The 17,510-nt window shown below is 68.5% G+C and carries 17 protein-coding genes; 13 read left to right on the top strand and 4 right to left on the bottom strand.

Annotated elements, in window-relative coordinates:
- Positions 1-67: 67 nt before the first annotated feature.
- A complete protein-coding gene (locus VGI12_17930) occupies positions 68-970 on the bottom strand; it encodes a VWA domain-containing protein (protein HEY2434557.1) in 903 nt (300 codons plus the stop codon).
- A 62-nt stretch (positions 971-1,032) separates the two neighbouring features.
- Here VGI12_17930 and VGI12_17925 point away from each other — a divergent pair, with 62 nt between their 5' ends.
- From VGI12_17925 to VGI12_17915, 3 genes are all read left to right on the top strand, one after another.
- Entirely contained in the window at positions 1,033-2,847 is a 1,815-nt protein-coding gene (locus VGI12_17925; protein ID HEY2434556.1) for a carbon starvation protein A, read from the top strand.
- 62 nt (positions 2,848-2,909) lie between these two features.
- Positions 2,910-3,248 carry a helix-turn-helix transcriptional regulator gene (locus VGI12_17920; GenBank protein ID HEY2434555.1) on the top strand — a complete coding sequence of 113 codons (339 nt, stop codon included), beginning with the start codon at positions 2,910-2,912 and terminating at the stop codon, positions 3,246-3,248.
- A complete protein-coding gene (locus VGI12_17915) occupies positions 3,249-5,930 on the top strand; it encodes an ABC transporter permease (protein HEY2434554.1) in 2,682 nt (893 codons plus the stop codon). It abuts the gene before it with no gap.
- A 74-nt stretch (positions 5,931-6,004) separates the two neighbouring features.
- Here the strand turns inward: VGI12_17915 and VGI12_17910 are convergent, their stop codons facing one another.
- From VGI12_17910 to VGI12_17900, 3 genes are read right to left on the bottom strand one after another with little or no spacing between them, the layout of a single operon-like run.
- Positions 6,005-6,679, bottom strand: a complete 675-nt coding sequence (locus VGI12_17910; protein ID HEY2434553.1) for a GDSL-type esterase/lipase family protein — start codon at positions 6,677-6,679, stop codon at positions 6,005-6,007.
- Positions 6,676-7,422, bottom strand: coding sequence for a DUF6438 domain-containing protein (locus tag VGI12_17905; protein ID HEY2434552.1), 747 nt, complete (start codon positions 7,420-7,422; stop codon positions 6,676-6,678). The genes VGI12_17910 and VGI12_17905 overlap by 4 nt, the downstream gene beginning before the upstream one ends.
- Positions 7,419-8,654: a dipeptidase gene (locus VGI12_17900; GenBank protein HEY2434551.1), complete on the bottom strand. Its 1,236-nt coding sequence runs from the start codon at positions 8,652-8,654 to the stop codon at positions 7,419-7,421. The genes VGI12_17905 and VGI12_17900 overlap by 4 nt, the downstream gene beginning before the upstream one ends.
- Before the next feature lie 77 nt (positions 8,655-8,731).
- Here VGI12_17900 and VGI12_17895 point away from each other — a divergent pair, with 77 nt between their 5' ends.
- From VGI12_17895 to VGI12_17850, 10 genes are all read left to right on the top strand, one after another.
- A complete protein-coding gene (locus tag VGI12_17895; protein HEY2434550.1) occupies positions 8,732-9,142 on the top strand; it encodes an OsmC family protein in 411 nt (136 codons plus the stop codon).
- 9 nt (positions 9,143-9,151) lie between these two features.
- On the top strand, positions 9,152-10,249 hold the full coding sequence (locus tag VGI12_17890) for a heparan-alpha-glucosaminide N-acetyltransferase domain-containing protein (GenBank protein ID HEY2434549.1): 1,098 nt from the start codon (positions 9,152-9,154) through the stop codon (positions 10,247-10,249).
- Between the two features lie 38 nt (positions 10,250-10,287).
- Positions 10,288-11,427, top strand: coding sequence for a DGQHR domain-containing protein (locus tag VGI12_17885; protein HEY2434548.1), 1,140 nt, complete (start codon positions 10,288-10,290; stop codon positions 11,425-11,427).
- Positions 11,428-11,724: 297 nt separating this feature from the next.
- Entirely contained in the window at positions 11,725-12,153 is a 429-nt protein-coding gene (locus VGI12_17880) for a hypothetical protein (GenBank protein ID HEY2434547.1), read from the top strand.
- Positions 12,150-12,914 carry a 5-oxoprolinase subunit PxpA gene (locus VGI12_17875; GenBank protein HEY2434546.1) on the top strand — a complete coding sequence of 255 codons (765 nt, stop codon included), beginning with the start codon at positions 12,150-12,152 and terminating at the stop codon, positions 12,912-12,914. The genes VGI12_17880 and VGI12_17875 overlap by 4 nt, the downstream gene beginning before the upstream one ends.
- Entirely contained in the window at positions 12,911-14,128 is a 1,218-nt protein-coding gene (locus tag VGI12_17870; GenBank protein HEY2434545.1) for an MFS transporter, read from the top strand. The genes VGI12_17875 and VGI12_17870 overlap by 4 nt, the downstream gene beginning before the upstream one ends.
- Before the next feature lie 99 nt (positions 14,129-14,227).
- Positions 14,228-14,449 carry a hypothetical protein gene (locus VGI12_17865; protein HEY2434544.1) on the top strand — a complete coding sequence of 74 codons (222 nt, stop codon included), beginning with the start codon at positions 14,228-14,230 and terminating at the stop codon, positions 14,447-14,449.
- A gap of 89 nt (positions 14,450-14,538) precedes the next feature.
- Positions 14,539-15,309, top strand: a complete 771-nt coding sequence (locus tag VGI12_17860) for a hypothetical protein (protein ID HEY2434543.1) — start codon at positions 14,539-14,541, stop codon at positions 15,307-15,309.
- Complete coding sequence (locus VGI12_17855; GenBank protein HEY2434542.1) at positions 15,306-16,616, top strand: S41 family peptidase; 1,311 nt, start codon at positions 15,306-15,308, stop codon at positions 16,614-16,616. Before VGI12_17860 ends, VGI12_17855 begins: the two co-directional genes overlap by 4 nt.
- A complete protein-coding gene (locus VGI12_17850) occupies positions 16,589-17,506 on the top strand; it encodes a hypothetical protein (protein HEY2434541.1) in 918 nt (305 codons plus the stop codon). Before VGI12_17855 ends, VGI12_17850 begins: the two co-directional genes overlap by 28 nt.
- The last annotated feature ends 4 nt before the right edge of the window (positions 17,507-17,510 follow it).

Below are 17,510 nucleotides of genomic sequence, written 5' to 3'. Positions count from 1 at the left end.
ACGCCGAAAAGCTGGTAGCCCTGCTTCTCGTCGTGACGGTCATCGCGGTCCTCGTGTAAGACTCGCGTCATTGCACGCCCGTGGCCGCGGCCATGTAGGTCTTCCGGGCCCTGGCAGTCATCCCGGCCTTCTTCACGCGCACTTCGAGCTTGTGAATTTTCCCGTCCAGCGTCTCGGGCGAGAAGCCGAGGACGTACTGGCTGTGCAGTTCCTGCGCGACGCGCGTAAACGTCTCGTTCAGGTCGGCGCCACGCTTCAGCTCGAAGTAACCGCCGCCTGAATCCTCCGTCAGCTTCTTCAGCCCCTTGTCGGGCGCGCTCCGTACCGTGTGCTGGCCGTTGAAGTACACGCTCTGGAAGCCGACGCCGTAAATCATGATGTCTTTTTCGCGGGCGTGGTCCATCACCTTGCCGACGCCGAGCTTGCTGTCGGTGTCGTCGCCGTCGGTGAACAGCACCACGACCTTGCGCCCGTCCATCGGCTCGAGCCGCCGTACGCTTTCGTCGGCCGCGTCCCACAGCCGCGTCGGATACCCGAAATCCAGCTCGTTCTTCAGCAGGTAGATCAGCCGATCGCGGTTGTCGATGAACTCGCCCGGGTGGAACTTGATCTTGTCGTTGAACTCGCCGACCTGCGCCTTGTCCTCCGGCAGCAACCGCAGCAGGAACTGCTCGACCCCGTCCTTGAGGAAGTCCAGGTTGCCGGTCATGCTGCCGCTCGTGTCGAGCATCACGACGGTCGTGATCGGCACCGGCTTGTTCTCGAAGACGGTGATCGTCTGCGGCTTGAGGTTGTCGAGCACTTCGAAGTCGTCCTGCTCCAGATCCGGGACGAGCTGCTTCTCGGTGTTGGTGACGGTGACGTAGACCGGAACCGACAGGGTCGAGACCTTGATCTTCTGGCCCTGGCCGGCGGCGGTCACCGTGAGAGCGGCCCCGATTGCCGCGAACGCGAGGACGAGACTGCGCATAAATCTTCCTGAGGGTGCTGGCTCCCTCAAATATACCAAGCCCACTGGGTAGAATGCCCGTCATGCGGGCGCTTTACCTGGTTCTACCGGCTCTCGGCATCCTGGCCGTCGCCTACCGCTATTACAGCGCGTTCATCGCGGCGCGGGTAATGTGCCTGGACGACGCCCGACGCACGCCTGCGCACCAGCGGCCGGACGGGCAAAACTATCACGTCACCCCGAAATGGGTGCTGTTTGGCCATCATTTTGCCGCAATTGCCGGCGCCGGGCCGCTGATCGGGCCGGTGCTGGCCGCGCAGTTCGGCTACGCGCCGGGTCTCATCTGGCTGGTCGCCGGCGTCTGCCTGGCGGGCGCCGTCCACGACATGATCATCCTGTGGGCGTCGACCCGGCGCGGCGGCTGTTCGCTCGCCGACATCGCGCGCCGCGAGATCGGGCCGGTGGCCGGCACCACCGCCGCCGTCGCCATTCTCTTCATTGTCATCATCGCGCTCGCCGGTCTCGGCCTCGCGGTGGTGAACGCGCTCGAGCACAGCGCCTGGGGCACCTTCACCATCGGCATGACGATCCCGCTGGCGCTCTTCGTCGGGTGGTACATGTATCGGCTGCGTCCGGGACGGGTGGCAGAGGCGACGGTCATCGGCGTCACCGGGATGCTGCTGTGCGTGGTGCTTGGCAAGCCGCTGTCGGTGTCGCCGATCGGCCATTTTTTCGTGTTCGACCGGACGCAGTTGATCGTGCTGATGGCGGGATACGGATTTATCGCATCGGTCCTGCCGGTGTGGCTGCTGCTGGCGCCGCGCGACTATCTCAGCTCGTTCATGAAGATCGGCACGATTTCGCTGCTCGTGCTCGGCGTCATCGTCGTCAATCCGGCGATCGAGGCGCCGGCATTCTCGCGGTTCGTCGGCGGCGGCGGTCCGATCGTGCCGGGACCGCTCTTCCCGTTCGCGTTCATCACCATCGCCTGCGGGGCGATCTCCGGCTTTCACGCGCTCATCTCGTCGGGCACGACCCCGAAGATGATCGATCGCGAATCGGACATCCGGCCGATCGGCTATGGCGCGATGCTGATGGAGGGGGTGGTCGGCATCATGGCGATCATCGCCGCCTGCGCGATGGAGCCCGGCGACTATTTCGCGATCAACACGCCGCCCGCGGTGTTCGCGACGCTCGGCCTGTCCGTGACGAATCTGCCGGCGCTCCAGGCGGCGGTCCACGAAAGCGTGGTCGGGCGGACCGGCGGCGCCGTCTCGCTCGCCGTCGGCATGGCGCAGATCTTCGCCGGCATGCCCGGCATGCGCCAGTTGCTCGACTACTGGTATCACTTCGCGATCATGTTCGAGGCGCTGTTCATCCTCACGACCATCGACGCCGGCACGCGCGTGGCGCGCTTCCTGGTCGGCGAGTTCTTCGGCCGCGCCTACGCGCCGTTCGCGCGGCACGACTGGCTGCCGGGGGCGCTGCTGACGACGGGCCTGGTCGTGGCGGCGTGGGCCTACTTCATCTGGGCCGGCAGCATCTCGACGATCTGGCCGATGTTCGGCATCGCCAACCAGCTGCTGGCCTCGGTGGCGCTCGCCGTCGGTACGACGGTGATCATCAATGCCGGCCGCGCGCGCTATGCGTGGGTGACGCTCGTGCCGCTGTCGTTCGTCGCGGTCAGCACGCTCTGCGCCGGCGCGCTCAGCGTGCGCGACAATTTCTATCCGATGGCGATCGGCGCCGACGTCGGCGCGCACGTCCAGGGCTATCTGAACTCGCTGCTGACGGTGGCGATGATGGTGTGCGTGCTCGTCATTCTGGCCAGTGCGTTCGCGAGCTGGGTCGGCGTGCTGAGCGGCCGGCGGCAGCCCGTCCCGGAGCCGGCCGGCTGACGCTCGTCCCGGGGTTCGTGTCCAGTCCACAGCGCCGACGTGCTAGAATGGATATATCCAATATGGATATGTCAGAGGCGATGAAGCCGGCCGTCCTTCACATCCTGCTGGCCCTCGCCGACGGCGATCGCCACGGCTACGCCATCATGCAAGCCGTGCGGGAGCAGAGCGGCGGTGCCGTCCCGCTCAGGACAGGAACCTTCTACCGCCACCTCGCGGCGCTGATCGACGCGGGATGGATCGCCGAGGCGGCGGGCCCGCGCGGCGACGACCCGCGCCGTGGCGCCTACTACCGGCTGACGGCGCGCGGCCGCGACGCGCTTCGCGCCGAGCGCACCCGCCTGGTCGAGCTGCTGGCGGCGTTCCCATCCGGGCGGGCCATCCGCAAGAGCCACTCGTAGATGGGCGAACGCTGGGTCTCGCTGCTGCTGGCTTGCTACCCGGCCGCGTTCCGCGCCCGTTTCGGCGACGGCATGCGCGACACGCTCGCACGCGATCGCGAGCAGGCGCGCGCGCGGGGCAGGGTGGCGCTCGCCGTGTTCCGGGTTCAGTCACTGTCTGACGCACTGCGATTCGGTCTGGCCGAACGCCGGCCAAAAGGAGCCTCGATGCGGTCGTTCTTCACCGTCGATCTGCGCGATGCGCTGCGCTCGCTGCGCGCCAGCCCGGTCCTCACGCTGGTCGCCGTCGTCTCGCTGGCGCTCGGTATCGGCGCCAACGCGGCGCTCTTCTCGATCCTCAACAGCCTGATCCTCAAGACGCTGCCCGTTCACGATCCGGCGCGGCTCGTCATGATCGACGGCGGCTCGTGGACCAATCCGATCTGGGAGCAGATCCGCGAGCGCCGCCGCGATCTCTTCGAGGACGCCTTCGCGTGGTCGGCCGGGCCGGTCAACCTCGCGGTCCACGGCGAAACCGATGCCGTCGACGGCGTCTGGGCGAGCGGCAACATGTTCGACGTGCTCGGCGTGCCGGCGTTCCTCGGACGGACGTTCACCGAGGCGGACGACGTCCGTGGCGGCGGCGCCGAAGGCGCGGTCGCGGTCGTTGGCTACGGCTTCTGGCAGCGCCGCATGGGGGGATCTCCCGACGCGGTCGGCCGGCGCCTGACCGTCGACGGCATCGACGTCACCGTGATCGGCATCGCGCCGCGCGGCTTCCTCGGTCCAGACGTCGGCCGCAGCGCCGACGTCATCGTCCCGATCGGCGCACGGACCCTCGTCGCCGGGCAGTCACAGGTGCTCGAGGCCCGATCGACCTGGTGGCTGGAAATCATGGGGCGTCTGAAACCGGGCCAGACGATCGACGAGGCGGCCGCGACGCTCGACGCGGCCCGCCCGCAGATCCGGCTCGCGAGTCTGCCGGCGGCCTGGCCCGCCAAGATGCAGGCCCGCTTTCTGTCGGAGGCCTTCACACTGACGCCGTCCTCCCACGGGGACTCGTCGCTGCGACGGAGCTACACCGGTCCGCTGCAAATCGTGCTTGGCCTGGTCGGCGCCGTCCTGATCGTCGCCTGCGCCAATCTCGCCAACCTGCTGCTGGCGCGCGCCGCGTCGCGGCGCCACGAGTTGAGTGTCCGCCTCGCGCTCGGCGCGTCGCGCTTCCGCCTGGCGAAACAACTGCTGGCGGAGACGGCGATTCTCGCCGCGGCCGGCGCCGGCATCGGGCTGCTCGTCGCGCAGTGGGGCAGCGCGCTGCTGGTGCGCCAGATCGCGACGCCTTCGGCTGGCGTCACGCTGGATCTCTCCATCGACTGGCGCGTGATCGCCTTCACCACCAGCGTCGCCGCGTTGACCGCTCTCGTGTTTGGCGTGGCGCCCGCCGTCGGTTTGACGCGCCTCGCGCCGCAGGACGCGATCAAGGAACAGACCCGCACCGTCAGCGGCGATCGACGCTTCGGCCTGCGCAGCGTGCTCGTCGCCGTCCAGGTCGGCTTGTCGCTCGCCCTCGTCGTCGGCGGGCTGCTGTTCGTCCGGACGCTGACGTCGCTGTCGAGCGCGTCACTCGGGTTCAACCCCGAGGGCCTCGTCTCGATCCACGTGGACGCGCGGCGGTACGAGGGCGGCACGCGTGAAGCCAAGACGCAGCTCCTGGACCGCCTGCGAGACACCGCGGCGGCGGTTCCCGGCGTCACCAGTGCTTCGCTGTCGGTGCTGACTCCGATCGATTCGGCGCGCTGGAACACCAGCGTCGACGCCACGCCCGCCACCGCGGGTCTGACCGACCGTCAGCGCGTACCGTGGGTCAACGTCATCTCGCCGGGCTGGTTCCGCACCTACGACATGCACCTCATTGCCGGGCGCGATTTCGACGCGCGCGATACGGCCGGCGCCGAACGCGTGATGGTGGTGAACGAATCCTTCGCGCGCCGGTTCTTCGGCAAGGGTCCGGCCGTTGGCCAGCAAATCAGAGCGTCCCTCGACGGCAGCAACAACCGCCCGTATCGTATCGTCGGGATCGTGAACGACGCCGTCTACACCACGGCGCGGCGTGGATTCGAGCCGACGATCTATTCGCCAATCGCGCAGCTCGGCGACGTGCCGACGACGGCGGCCGTTACGGTGCGGGCGGCCAGCGGGCCCGGCGGCCAGCTCGCGCGCGATCTGTCGACGGCGCTCACGCAAGCCGATCCGAAAATCTCGTTCACGATTCGCCCCCTCTCCGCGCAGCTGAGCGCGTCGATCCGCCAGGAGCGCCTTGTCGCCATGCTGGCCGGCTTCTTCGGCGCGCTCGCGCTGCTGCTCGCGGCGATCGGGCTCTACGGCGTGACAGCGCACTCGGTCGCCAGCCGCCGCGCCGAGATTGGCATCCGGATGGCGCTCGGTGCCGATCCCGCCGGCGTGATCGGGCTCGTGCTGCGGCGCCTCGGCTGGCTGCTCGCCGCCGGCATTGCGCTCGGCATTGGGGCGAGCTGGTGGACGGTCGTCCTGTTCGAGAAGCTCCTGTTCGGCATGCAGCCGCGGGACCCGCTGACGTTTACGCTCGCCGCGGGCACGCTGCTCGCCGCAGGTCTGCTGGCCGGCTGGTTGCCGGCTTACCGCGCGGCGCGGATCGATCCCGTGCAGGCGCTGCGCGAGGCGTAGCCCTGCTGCGGGCGCGGGTGCGGGTTGCCGCAAGCCGAGGCGGAGACCCGCGAGGCCGGAAGCCGGGAAGAGCGTCAGCGTGACTTCAGCGCGCGCTCAATCGCCGGCGCGATCGCGTCGGCCATGCGGTGGTAGCCGGCGGCGTCGGGGTGCAGGCCGTCCGGCGAACTCGCCAGGCGGTCGGGATCGCCCGGCGCCGCGACAGCGGCGCGCGTGTCGGCGAACGTGACGACACCGCCGTCGGCCTGAGCGCGGATCCAGGCGTTGACGTCCTGCATGCGCGCGTTCTGATCGGGCGTCGCGGTGTTGTAGGGGATGATCGTCCCGGCGACGACGGCGATGCCGGCGGCGCGGGCGCGACGATACATCGCGGCGAGCTGGTCCTTGACGTCCTGCGCAGGACGCCCCTGATACACGTCGTTCACGCCGGCGACGATCACGACGACGGCCGGCTTCTTCGCGATGACGTCCTCGTCGAGGCGCGCCGCGATGGCGTCGCTTCGCTGCGCGTTGACGCCCTGGTTGATTACGTCCCAGCCGGGATGCGTCTTCATCAGCCAATAGGCGTACTGGCTGGTGACGTCGCCGCTGCCATCGGGTGGCATCTCCCGCGGCGACTTGAACGCCGGCGTCCCGGCCGTCGTCGAGTCGCCCATCGCGACGATGCGAACCCGCGCCGGTGTCTGCCATAGCGCGGTCATCATCAGCACGCTGACAATCATGCCCTGACCCGCCATCCGCGCCGTCATTCGTCAGTGAGCAGGCGGAGGATTTCCGCGAGGTGCGGGTTGTGGGAATCGCGCGCCAGCAGGTCGCGCGCCCGATCGGCGGCGTTGCGGCCGGCGAAGTCGCGCGCCGTCGGATCGCCGCCGGCGACGAGGACGGCGCGGAGCGTCTCGGGATCGCCCGACATTGCCGCCTTCATCACCAGCGTGACGCCGCGGTCGTCGCGGGCGCGGGGATCGGCGCCGGCGGCGAGCAGGGCGCGTACGGTGGCCGCGTCGCCGCGGGCGAGCGCAGCCTCGAGCCCGTCGTCTTTACCGCGCACCTCGCGCGCCGGATCAGCGCTCACGTAGCGCGCCACGCCGGACACGTCGTCGATCCGCTTCTCGATTTCTTTCAGGGCCGCAGGGCCGCTGACGTAGTCCTTGATCCGCTTGTGGCGGTTGCCGATCGCGACCTCGGTGTACGTCGTCGGATGATCGGTTATCAGCGCGGTGTACTCGTCCTTCATCTCGAAGAAGCCGGCCTTCTCGATCTCCGCCGCCAGGGCGCGAACGGCCGCCCTGTCGATGCGCCACTCGTGCGCGCCGTCGACACGCACGAACTGCCGCCCGTCGTAGGTGACGCGGCCGTCGTCGGCGATCGTCACCGTGTAGACCGGGCACCTGCCGAAACAGGGCGTCCGCTCGAGCGTGATGCGCACCGTCTCCTGTGCGAAGGCCGGCCCGGCCGAGAGCGCGGCCAGCAGCGCAACGGCCGATGTCTTCATTTGAGGAGTGCCGTGGACGGTCCGCGCTCGGCCTGCAGCGTCTTGGCGACCTTTTCGGCCTCGCCGAGCACGCGCAGGATGTTCTCACCCAGGATCTTCTTCACGTCGCCGTCGCTGTAGCCGCGCTTGAGCAGTTCGGCCGTCAGGTTCGGATAGGTCGACACGTTGTCGAGCCCGGGAATCGTCTGCGTGATGCCGTCGAAGTCGCTGCCGATGCCGATGTGATCGATGCCCGCCACCTTGCGGATGTGATCGACGTGGTCGGCGACCTCGGCGACGGTTGCCTGCGGCATCGGGTGCGCGGTGGTCCACGCGTCGACGCCGGCTTTCACGGCGGCCGCGTCGCCCGGGTGCGCCGCCTTCAGGCGGTCCTGCTCCGCGGTCTGCCGGGTGTTCCAGTCGTTCACCTGCGGCGAGACGAAGCCCGGCACGAACGTCACCATGATGACGCCGCCGTTCTTCGGCAGCTGCCGCAGGATGTCGTCGGGGACGTTCCTGATGTGATCGTTCAGCGCGCGCGCATCGGAGTGCGAGAAAATCACCGGCGCCCTGGTCACCCGCAGCGCCGACGCCATCGTCTCCGGCGAGACGTGGCTGAGATCGACGAGCATGCCCAGGCGGTTCATCTCGCGGACCACCTCCTCGCCGAACGGCGTCAGGCCGTGGTGTTCGGCCGGGCCGTTGGCCGAGTCGGCCCACGGCGTGTTCGCGGTGTGGGTGAGCGTCATGTAGCGCGCGCCGAGCCGGTAGAACATGCGCAGCGCGCCCAGCGAGTTGTCGATCGAGTGACCGCCCTCCATGCCGATGAGCGAGGCGATCTTGCCGCCCGCGTGGATCCGCTCGACGTCGGCGGCCGTCAGCGCCAGCTCGAAGGCCTCGGGATACTTCTGCATCATCCGGTGGACGATGTCGATCTGCGCCAGCGTGGCGGTGACGGCGGCCTGGCCCTGCAGCTCGACCGGCACGTACACCGACCAGAACTGGCCGCCGACGCCGCCGGCTTTCAGCCGCGGGATGTCGGTCATGATCGAGGGCTGCGGCGTCCGGATGTCGAGGGTCTCGAGGCTGCCGGCGGGATCGTGCTCCCGCAGCGCCATCGGATAGTCGTTGTGGCCGTCGATGAGCAGCGAGTGCGCGTGGAGCGCTCTGGCGCGCGCGAGATAGTCGGGCTGCGCGGGGGCGACGGTCATGCCGAGCGCCACCACGCCGACGAAGCTGAAGGCACGAAGCATGTCCTCACTATAGTTGGGGGTAATGCCGATTTGACCGCTGTGAGATTGAGCCGTAAGATTTTCGCGCATTCGCACCGATGGCAGCCAAAGCGCCGACCACCGTCGAGATCGTCTGGACCCGCGAGCTCGTGTTCGAGGGCACCTCCGGCGACACGTCGATGATCCTCGACAGCGCCGGCCAGGCCGGCCCCTCGCCGGTGCAGGCGCTGATCTTCGCGCTCGCCGGCTGCATGGGAATGGACGTCGTCTACATCCTGCAGAAGGGGCGGCACGAGCTGCGCGGCCTCAGGGTGTCGGTCGTCGCCGATCGCGCCCAGACCGACCCGCACCGCGTCACCGCGGTCACGGTCGATTTCGCCGTCACCGGCCAGGTGCCCAGGGAACAGGTGCAGCGCGCCATCGAACTCTCGCACGACAAATACTGCTCCGTCTGGCACTCGATGCGCCAGGACATCGCCGTTCAGACCCGATTCTCCGTTGCGGAGTAGCGGAGCGGCATGATGGCGCCGGTCGGACGCCGCACCTACCTCGACGCGCTGCGGGGCGTGGCGGTACTCGTCATGATCGAGGCACACGTCATCGACTCGTGGACGCGCGCCGCCGACCATCAGACGCACGCGTTCCGGCAGTCGCTGGTGCTCGGCGGCTTTGGCGCGCCGCTCTTCCTCTTCCTGGCCGGCGTGGCCGTGGCGCTGTCGGCCGGATCGAAAGCCCGCCGTCTGGCCGATATAGGCGCCGCGACACGCGCCGTGCAGAAGCGCGGCCTGCAGATCTTCCTGCTGGCGTTCCTCTTCCGGTTCCAGTCGTACATCCTCAGCCACGGCGAGTTGTGGACCCTGCTGAAGATCGACATCCTGAACGTGATGGGCCTGTCGATTGTCGGGTCGGCCACGATCTGGGGCTCGGTGCGCTCACCGCGTGCCCGCCTCATCGCCTTTGCTGCGGCGACGGCCGGCTTCGTGTGGCTCGCGCCGGGAATCCGGGCGCTCGAGGTCCTGGGCCCCTTGCCAGACTGGGTCGAGGGCTACCTCCGGCCGATTCCCGGGCTCTCGAACTTCACGATTCTTCCCTGGACGGCGTTCGTAACGGCGGGTGCCATGACCGGTGTGCTGCTCGACGAGGCGCGTGTCACGGCGGCCGACCGCCGGGTCACGGTTGGCCTGGCTGTCACGGGACTGCTGCTGGCGGTCGTCGCCTGGCGATGCTCGTTCCTGCCGCCGCTCGACCCCCGGTCGCGCTTCTGGTCGACGTCGGCCAGCTTTTTCTTCATCCGGCTGGGCCTGATGGTGGCGTCGGTCGGGGCTGTCGCGCTGTGGGAGCGGCGGCCCACCGCGGGCCGGCGCTGGAGCCCGTTGCAGGTGCTCGGGCGCAGTTCCCTCTTCATTTACTGGATTCACGTCGAGATGGTCTACGGCCTGATCTCGCTGCCGCTTCATGGGGCATTTACCCTCGCTGGCGCATGGGCCGCCCTCGGCGCCTTCTGCCTCCTGATGCTGGGAGTGGCGGTGGCGAAGGATTGGATGTCAGATAAATTCAATAGGTCCAGCAATTTACGTGGTAGCCTGAGCCGCGCCGCTCAGCCCTTGATGTTCTAGCGCCGACGCAATATAAAACACCAGACACTGGAGGCCTATTGATCAGCGTCGCAGCCATCCGGATGCAGCAGTTCGGGGTGCAGTTCTACCAAGCCTCGCTTTCGGCCAACGACATCGACAAGCTCGTCCGCTTCGAGGTGCTCGACTACGGTGAGCAGGCGCAGCCCGTCCGCGGCGGCCGGAAGAAGAACCCGCCGGCGCCCTCCAAGGTCAACTGGGATCTGCTCGAGAAGCGCATCGCCTCGAGCGACAAGGCCTACCAGCGCGCGATCATCCGCCGCAAGATAGACGAGCTCGTGGCCTACTACGAGCAGTGCCGGCAGGCGCGCGACCTGCCGTCGATCGCCGGCGCGGTCATCATCTCGTGTGACGAGGCGCTCAAGTTCGAGCCGGTCGCCGAGGATTCGCCGCTCGGCACGCTGAAAGTGCCGGAGCGTGAAGGCATCCTGCGCGCCATCGACGGGCAGCATCGCCTCCTCGCGCTGCACGCCGATATCGATCGCATCCGCGCCGACAAGTTCGCCGTCCCGGCGATCATCTTCGACCGCCTGCCTGAGGACCACGTCGTCCAGATGTTCGTGACGATCAACGCCAAGCACACGCGGCTGAACGCGTCGCACCTCGTGTCGCTCTCGGGACGGCAGCTCTATCGCGACGACAACCTCGCCGCCGCGCACGACGTCGTCCGCGCGCTGAACGACCGTGAAGACTCGCCGCTGTACGGCGAGATCAAGCTGCTCGGCGTGGGGACGGGGCGCGTGGCACAGGCGCCGCTCGCGCAGGAACTCAAGAAGCTGTTCGCCGCCGACGCCTTCGGCCAGGGGCGCAAGGGGGACCAGTTTCGCGAAGACGGCAAGAAGTTCTTCGTCAACTACCTCAAACAGATCGCGCAGGTGTTCGGGGCCGCCTGGAACGGCCGCAAGTACAGCATCAAGAGCGCGACCGCGCTGCGCGCATTCATGAAGGTGGCTCCCGACGTCGTGCGGCGGCTCGACCAGGAGCACGCGGACCGGACGGACTTCCGCGCCATCGGCCGCGTGATTTCACCGTGGGGCCGCCGCATCGGCGACCTGCGTTTCGAGACCGAAGGCGCCTGGAAGCGCGGCGGGACGACGGTCGATTCCCTGGTCAAGGAGCTGCGGCTGGCGCTGCAGTACCCGGAGGGAACCTCGGTGTGATTTGGAAATGTGGAGATGCACATTCCCACATAAAAAAGGGGCCCCACGATCTTCTGTGAGGCCCCACGGGATTTGCGGGCGACCCGGCTCCCCAGCAACTCACGGCTCCCTGCCGTAAATATTCAGGCCGCTCGCATCCCCTTAGAAGGCAAGCGGTGTACCTGCGGATTTCCTGAGGATTTTCGGTGTCTGCGGTTCGGCCGGCAACAGTTTTCGCGGGCCGATTACAGAATTGGCGAGCCGCGCCGTCGGACGGGCGCCTGATACGGGCGCGGCGTGTCGACCCTGTGAGGCCCGATGTTCATTGTCCGAAGGATGATGCCGCTGGCGGACGATCAGGTCGGCGAGCTGCGCGCCCACGTCGAACGGCACGGCTTTCATCTCGTCGACGCGGATCCCGACGATGCGATCCGGGCGAAGTACGGGAAGCTGGCGCGCCTGCAGGTGACGGGACCCGTCCAGAAGGCGTTCCGCACGCCGATCGACGACCCCCGAGCACGGGCGATCGTGGCGGCGCCCACGCGGACGTTCGGAGAGCCGCCCGTGCAGCTGCGGACTCTCGGTGGCACGGTGCCGATCGCGCCCTTCATCGACGCGCTCGGCTGTCCCGCGCTGCTATTGCCGACGGTCAACTTCGACAACAACCAGCACGAAGAGAACGAGAACCTGCGTCTCGGCACCTTCTTCGACAGCATCGTCACGATCGCCGCGGTCCCCAGGCAATGATCATCGACATCAATTGCGACATGGGGGAGTCGTTCGGGCCGTGGAGGATGGGCGCCGACGAGCAGGTGATGCCGCACATCACATCCGCCAACGTCGCGTGCGGCGCACATGCGGGCGACCCGACGGTGATGCGCCGGACGATGCGGCTGGCGCGGGCGTCCGGGGTCGCGGTCGGCGCGCACCCGGGGTTCGCTGACCTTGTGGGGTTCGGGCGCCGCGAGATGCAGGTGGATCCCGCCGAGCTCGAGGACTCCCTCATCGCGCAGATCGGCGCGGCGGCCGCGATCGCGAAAGCGGAAGGCGCCGTCCTGCAGCACGTCAAGGCGCATGGGGCTCTCTACAACATGGCGGCGCGCGAGGCGCCGCTGGCGGCGGCGGTCGCGCGCGCCATTCGGGCCTGTGACCCCTCGCTGGTCATGTTCGGCCTTCCGAATTCGCGGCTGCTCGACGCCGGACGCGCAGCCGGGCTCCGCGTCGCGGCGGAGGGCTTTGCCGACCGGAGCTACGAGGCGGACGGGTCGTTGACGCCGCGTTCGCACCCGAACGCCGTCATCCACGAGACCGACGCCGTGGTCGCACGCGCGCTACGCATGGTGCGCGACGGCGTCGTGTTGACCGCCGGGGGGGACGCGGTTGCGCTGCAGGTGCAGACGATCTGTGTGCACGGCGATACGCCCGGCGCCGCGCAGCTGGCGGCGCGTCTCGGGGCGGCGCTTGGCGAGGCGGGAGTGCGGGTGCAGCCGATCGGCTCGTGGCTGTGAGCTGGTGGCACGACGCGGACGTCGACGCCTGGCGCGCGCTCGCCGCCGGCATGGTCGGGTGGATGCTCGACGCCTTCGACGTGATGCTGTTCGCGCTCGTGCTGCCGAGCCTGAGCGCCGAGCTGCACATCACCAACGCCGAGAGCGGCATGCTCGGCTCGGTGATGCTGGTGGCGGCCGCCGCCGGCGGCGTGGCGTCCGGCCGCCTCGCCGATCGCTACGGCCGCACGCGCGTGCTCATGTCGAGCATCGCGCTGTACTCCGTCTTCACGTGTCTCTGCGGCGTCGCCACCACGCTTGCGCAATTCGTCTGGCTCCGCGTCTTTCTCGGCATCGGCATGGGCGGCGTCTGGGCCAGCGGCGCGGCGCTCGTCTCGGAATCGTGGCCGGCATCGAGCCGTGGCCGCGCGCTCGGCCTGATGCAGAGCGGGTGGGCCATCGGCTACGGGCTGGCGGTGTTCGTCGCCGGTATCGTGCAGCCGCGCTACGGCTGGCGGGCGGTGTTCTTCGTCGGTATCGTGCCGGCGCTCTTTGCCTTGTGGATCCAGCGCCGCGTACGGGAGCCGGAGATCTGGCGCCGCGCCGCCGCGGAGGCGCCAACCGAAACCGGGTTCGCCCGGCTGTTCACGGGCGACGTCGCGGCGCTGACGATCGTGCTCACGCTGATGAACGCGTGCACGCTGTTCGGATGGTGGGGCTTCAACCTCTGGCTGCCGAGTTATCTCAAGTCGGCTCCGGCGCGAGGCGGCGCAGGCCTCACCGGCGCCGCCACGACCGGGTACCTGCTGCTCATGCAGGCGGGCATGTGGGTCGGCTACGTCACGTTCGGCTTCGTCAGCGATCGGATTGGCCGCAAGACGAGCTACGTGGCCTATCTGCTGTCGGCGGCGGTGCTGCTCGGCCTCTACGTGTCGATCCGGCAGCCGATGGTGCTGCTGGCGCTCGGTCCGTTCGTCGCGTTCGCCGCGACGGGCTACTTCAGCGGCTTCGGCGCGGTGACGGCAGAGATCTATCCGACCCGCATTCGCGCGACCGCGCAGGGATTCACCTACAACATCGGCCGCGTGGCCAGCGCCGCGGCTCCCTACCTCGTCGGCACGCTCGCCGACACGCACGGGTTCGGCGCGGCGCTCCTCGTCTGCTCCGCGGCGTTCGCGATCGCGGCGATCTTCTGGGCATGGATTCCGGAGACGCGCGGGCGGACGCTCGCGTAGAGCCCATTCCAGGTACGGAGCGGGACAGCACGTGAGCGCAGAGGAGTCCCGCTGGCACCCCCTGCCGCCCGCCGCCTCGCGGATCTATACTGTCGCTCGATGCTGAAGGGTTCGAAAGCCGTCGTCGTCCAGAAGGTCCAGCCGGTCAGCATCCACGGCCAAATTTCCTACGACGTCTACTACCTCGAGCCCGACGATTCGCAGGCGCAGGTGCGGCTGGCGCGCGTCGGCAAGGAGTCGATGCCGATGGGGCTGGAGTCTGGCGACGCAGTCGAACTCCACTACGTCGTCGGCGTGGTCACGCACATTACGAAGCGGTAGACCCGCGGGGCGGCGCCCCGGCGATCCACGGCCGGGGCTTGCGCTACACTAGGAGCTGCTTCCCGCCTCCGTTGTCAGGAGTTCCAGTCATGTTTTTCTCGAGAGTTGCCGCCGTGGCGGTGCTGCTGTCCGTACCGCTGTTGGCGCAAGCTCCTGCGGCGAAGAGCCAGGCGCCGGCCGCGGCGGCGGCGCTGCCCGATGCGCGGACGATTGTCGACCGTCACATCAAGGCCGTCGGCGGCCGCCAGGCGGTGCTCGCGCACAAGTCGATGCATGCGACCGGCACGCTCTCGATTCCGGCGTCCGGCATCAGTGGCCCGGTCGACATCTACGGCGCCGCGCCCGACAGCGTGCTCGTCCGCACGTCGGTGCAGGGAATCGGCGAAATCATCGACGGGTTCGACGGGACGCATGGCTGGTCGATCAGTCCGATGACCGGTCCGACGCTGAAGGCCGGCAAGGAGCTGGAGCAGACGAAGCTCGACGCCGACTTCTACAGCGAGCTGCGCGATCCGAAGAAGTACACGCTGAAGACCGTCGAGAAGACCACCTACGACGGGCGCGACTGCTACAAGATCAGCGTCAAGCGGATCGACGGCAGCGAGGATTTCGATTTCTACGACGTCGCCACCGGGCTGCGCGCCGGCAGCATCAACACCCGCGAAACGCAGATGGGCACGATGACGGTCTCGAACGTCGAGAGCGGCTACAAGAAGTTCGGGGCGCTGACGCAGGCGACGGTACTGACGCAGAAGATCATGGGCGTCGAGCAGAGGATCACCATCGAGACGGTCGAGTACGACAAGGTCGACAGCTCCATGTTCGAGCCGCCCGCCGCGATCAAGGCGCTGATCAAGTGACACGACGTCTCGCCGCGGTCCTCGTCCTGGCTGCCGCGGCGGCGGTGCAGGGTCCCGCGGCCGGGCTCGCCGCGGCCCAGGCGTACAAGGCGGCGGAGACCTTCGACGCCGTCTGGACGATCGTTCGCACTACTCATTTCGATCCGGCCTTCGACGTCGCCGGGTGGGATCGGGCCAGGACCGAACTGCGCCCGAAAGCGATCGCCGCGTCCACGCCCGGCGAGCTGCGCGGAGTGCTGCGCGAGATGCTCGGACGTCTCGGTCTCTCGCATTTCGCGGTGATCCCGGCGACTCCCGACGCGCCGAACGACCACGTCGATCTCTCGGCCGAACCCGGCCTCGACACCCGTCTCATCGACCGGCAGCTGGTCGTGTCTTCCGTTGAGGCCGAAGGGGGCGCCGCCGCTGCCGGCGTCCACACCGGTTGGATCGTCGACGCGATCGACGGCACGCCGGCCGCCACCCTGCTGCAGCCGCTCACCGATGCGATGCCGCCGCGCATCGCGCAGGTCGAGGCGTGGCGACAGGCGGTGACGCACCTGCGCGGTCCCTATGATTCACGCGTCAACGTCACCTTCACCGACGGCGCCGGCGTCGAGACGACCAAGTCGATCGCCCGCGGCGGCGAGCGCGGCGAGCCGGTCACCGTCGGCAGCCTGCCGACCATGTTCGTGCGGGTCACCGCGACGCTGCAGCCGACGCCGGGCGGCCACCAGGCGGGCGTGATTGCCTTCAACGTCTGGATGGCGGCGGTCGATCGAGAATTCCAGCGCGCGATCGATCGCTTCCGCCATGCCGACGGCATGGTCATCGACCTGCGCGGCAACCCCGGCGGGCTCGCGGCGATGGTGATGGGCATCGCCGGACACTTCACGCCGAACCGCGACACGCTCGGCGTGATGCGGACGAAAGAGAGCGAGCTGCGCTTCAACGCGAACCCGCGCCTGGTGAACGCCGAAGGGCAGCGCGTCCAACCCTACGACGGTCCCGTCGCGATTCTCGTGGACGGCATGACCGGCAGCGCGTCGGAATGCTTCGCCGGCGGCATGCAGTCGCTCGGCCGCGCGCGCGTCTTCGGACAGACGTCGATGGGGCAGGCGCTGCCGGCGCTCTTCGACAAGCTGCCGAACGGCGACGTGCTGATTCACGCGTGGGGAGACTTCGTCACCGGTACCGGCGTGCGGATCGAAGGCAGAGGGGTCGTGCCCGACGTGCCCGTGGCACTGACGCGCGCGTCGCTGCTCGCCGGACGCGACGCGACGCTCGACGCGGCGCTGGCGTGGATCGACACCGCCGGGCGCCGCTGATCGCCGTGGACCTGCAAATGATCCGGGTCGGATCGGCGAGTCCTGTTCTCGAACGTGAACGAGCGCGCTCGTGTTTTGGGTCGGTGCCGCGGTTTGCGCTTGGCGGGGCGCGTCTGTTAGACTTTGACCAACACCTGCTGACGGTCGCGTCATCCCAAGCTTTTCTTCAGGACAATTCGGGGGAGTACATGGAGCAGCGCAGGCTGCGTCTCGGTGACATTCTGGACGATTACTGTCCGCGTGAACGCCGCGTGACCAATCACGCCGTCGTCGCGATGGTCGAGGAAGACGTCAAGCAGACGCGCTGCAGCACCTGCGACGCGGAACACGTCTACAAAGGCGGCAAGGCGCCACGCCGGAGGAAAGCCGAGACGCCAGGCAAGCTCTATAAGCAGGTGCTCGCCGGGCTCACCGACGACCCGACGGCTCACCTTTCTTCCTCCCTTCCCCACGAACTCGAAGACCCCGAAGACGCCGCAGACCCCGCAAGCGTCGACGAGACGCTCGACGCCGAACCCGACCACGAAGGCGCGCCGATCGAAGTGGTGGCGGATGTCATCGAGCACGCGCCTTCCCCATCGGACGCCGAAGAGATTCCCGGCGACATGGAGGACGAGCCGCAGCCGGTGTTTCCCGATGACGGCCCCGTCCACCGGCCGTTGATACGCGCGCAGCTTCCGCGGGTGGAAGGGGTCAAACCCGAGCGTCAGCTGCCCGACTTCACGATGCGGCAGGCGGCCGGCCGCAGCAACGGTAACCCGCGCAACCAGGCCGGCCAACACACCGGCAATCGCTTCGGTCGCGGCCCGCAGCGTGGCCCCGGCGGTCGCGGCGGCAGTCAGGGCTTCGGCCGGGCAGGCCAGAGTCAACGCAACCGGCGCGGGCGCTGATCCG

The sequence above is a fragment of the Vicinamibacterales bacterium genome, assembly GCA_036496585.1.
Taxonomy (GTDB): Bacteria; Acidobacteriota; Vicinamibacteria; order Vicinamibacterales; family 2-12-FULL-66-21; genus JAICSD01.
The sequence above is the reverse complement of the archived record's forward strand: the minus strand, read 5'-3'. Positions and strand labels throughout refer to the sequence as shown.

Excerpts from the sequence above, each read along its gene's own strand:
- VGI12_17895 (HEY2434550.1), top strand. The coding sequence starts at position 8,732 with ATGGCAGCCAAAGCGCCGACCACCGTCGAGATCGTCTGGACCCGCGAG.
- VGI12_17905 (HEY2434552.1), bottom strand. The coding sequence starts at position 7,422 with ATGAAGACATCGGCCGTTGCGCTGCTGGCCGCGCTCTCGGCCGGGCCG.
- VGI12_17925 (HEY2434556.1), top strand. The coding sequence starts at position 1,033 with ATGCGGGCGCTTTACCTGGTTCTACCGGCTCTCGGCATCCTGGCCGTC.
- VGI12_17920 (HEY2434555.1), top strand. The coding sequence starts at position 2,910 with ATGGATATGTCAGAGGCGATGAAGCCGGCCGTCCTTCACATCCTGCTG.
- VGI12_17915 (HEY2434554.1), top strand. The coding sequence starts at position 3,249 with ATGGGCGAACGCTGGGTCTCGCTGCTGCTGGCTTGCTACCCGGCCGCG.
- VGI12_17910 (HEY2434553.1), bottom strand. The coding sequence starts at position 6,679 with ATGACGGCGCGGATGGCGGGTCAGGGCATGATTGTCAGCGTGCTGATG.
- VGI12_17880 (HEY2434547.1), top strand. The coding sequence starts at position 11,725 with ATGTTCATTGTCCGAAGGATGATGCCGCTGGCGGACGATCAGGTCGGC.
- VGI12_17900 (HEY2434551.1), bottom strand. The coding sequence starts at position 8,654 with ATGCTTCGTGCCTTCAGCTTCGTCGGCGTGGTGGCGCTCGGCATGACC.
- VGI12_17930 (HEY2434557.1), bottom strand. The coding sequence starts at position 970 with ATGCGCAGTCTCGTCCTCGCGTTCGCGGCAATCGGGGCCGCTCTCACG.
- VGI12_17875 (HEY2434546.1), top strand. The coding sequence starts at position 12,150 with ATGATCATCGACATCAATTGCGACATGGGGGAGTCGTTCGGGCCGTGG.
- VGI12_17890 (HEY2434549.1), top strand. The coding sequence starts at position 9,152 with ATGATGGCGCCGGTCGGACGCCGCACCTACCTCGACGCGCTGCGGGGC.
- VGI12_17860 (HEY2434543.1), top strand. The coding sequence starts at position 14,539 with ATGTTTTTCTCGAGAGTTGCCGCCGTGGCGGTGCTGCTGTCCGTACCG.
- VGI12_17865 (HEY2434544.1), top strand. The coding sequence starts at position 14,228 with ATGCTGAAGGGTTCGAAAGCCGTCGTCGTCCAGAAGGTCCAGCCGGTC.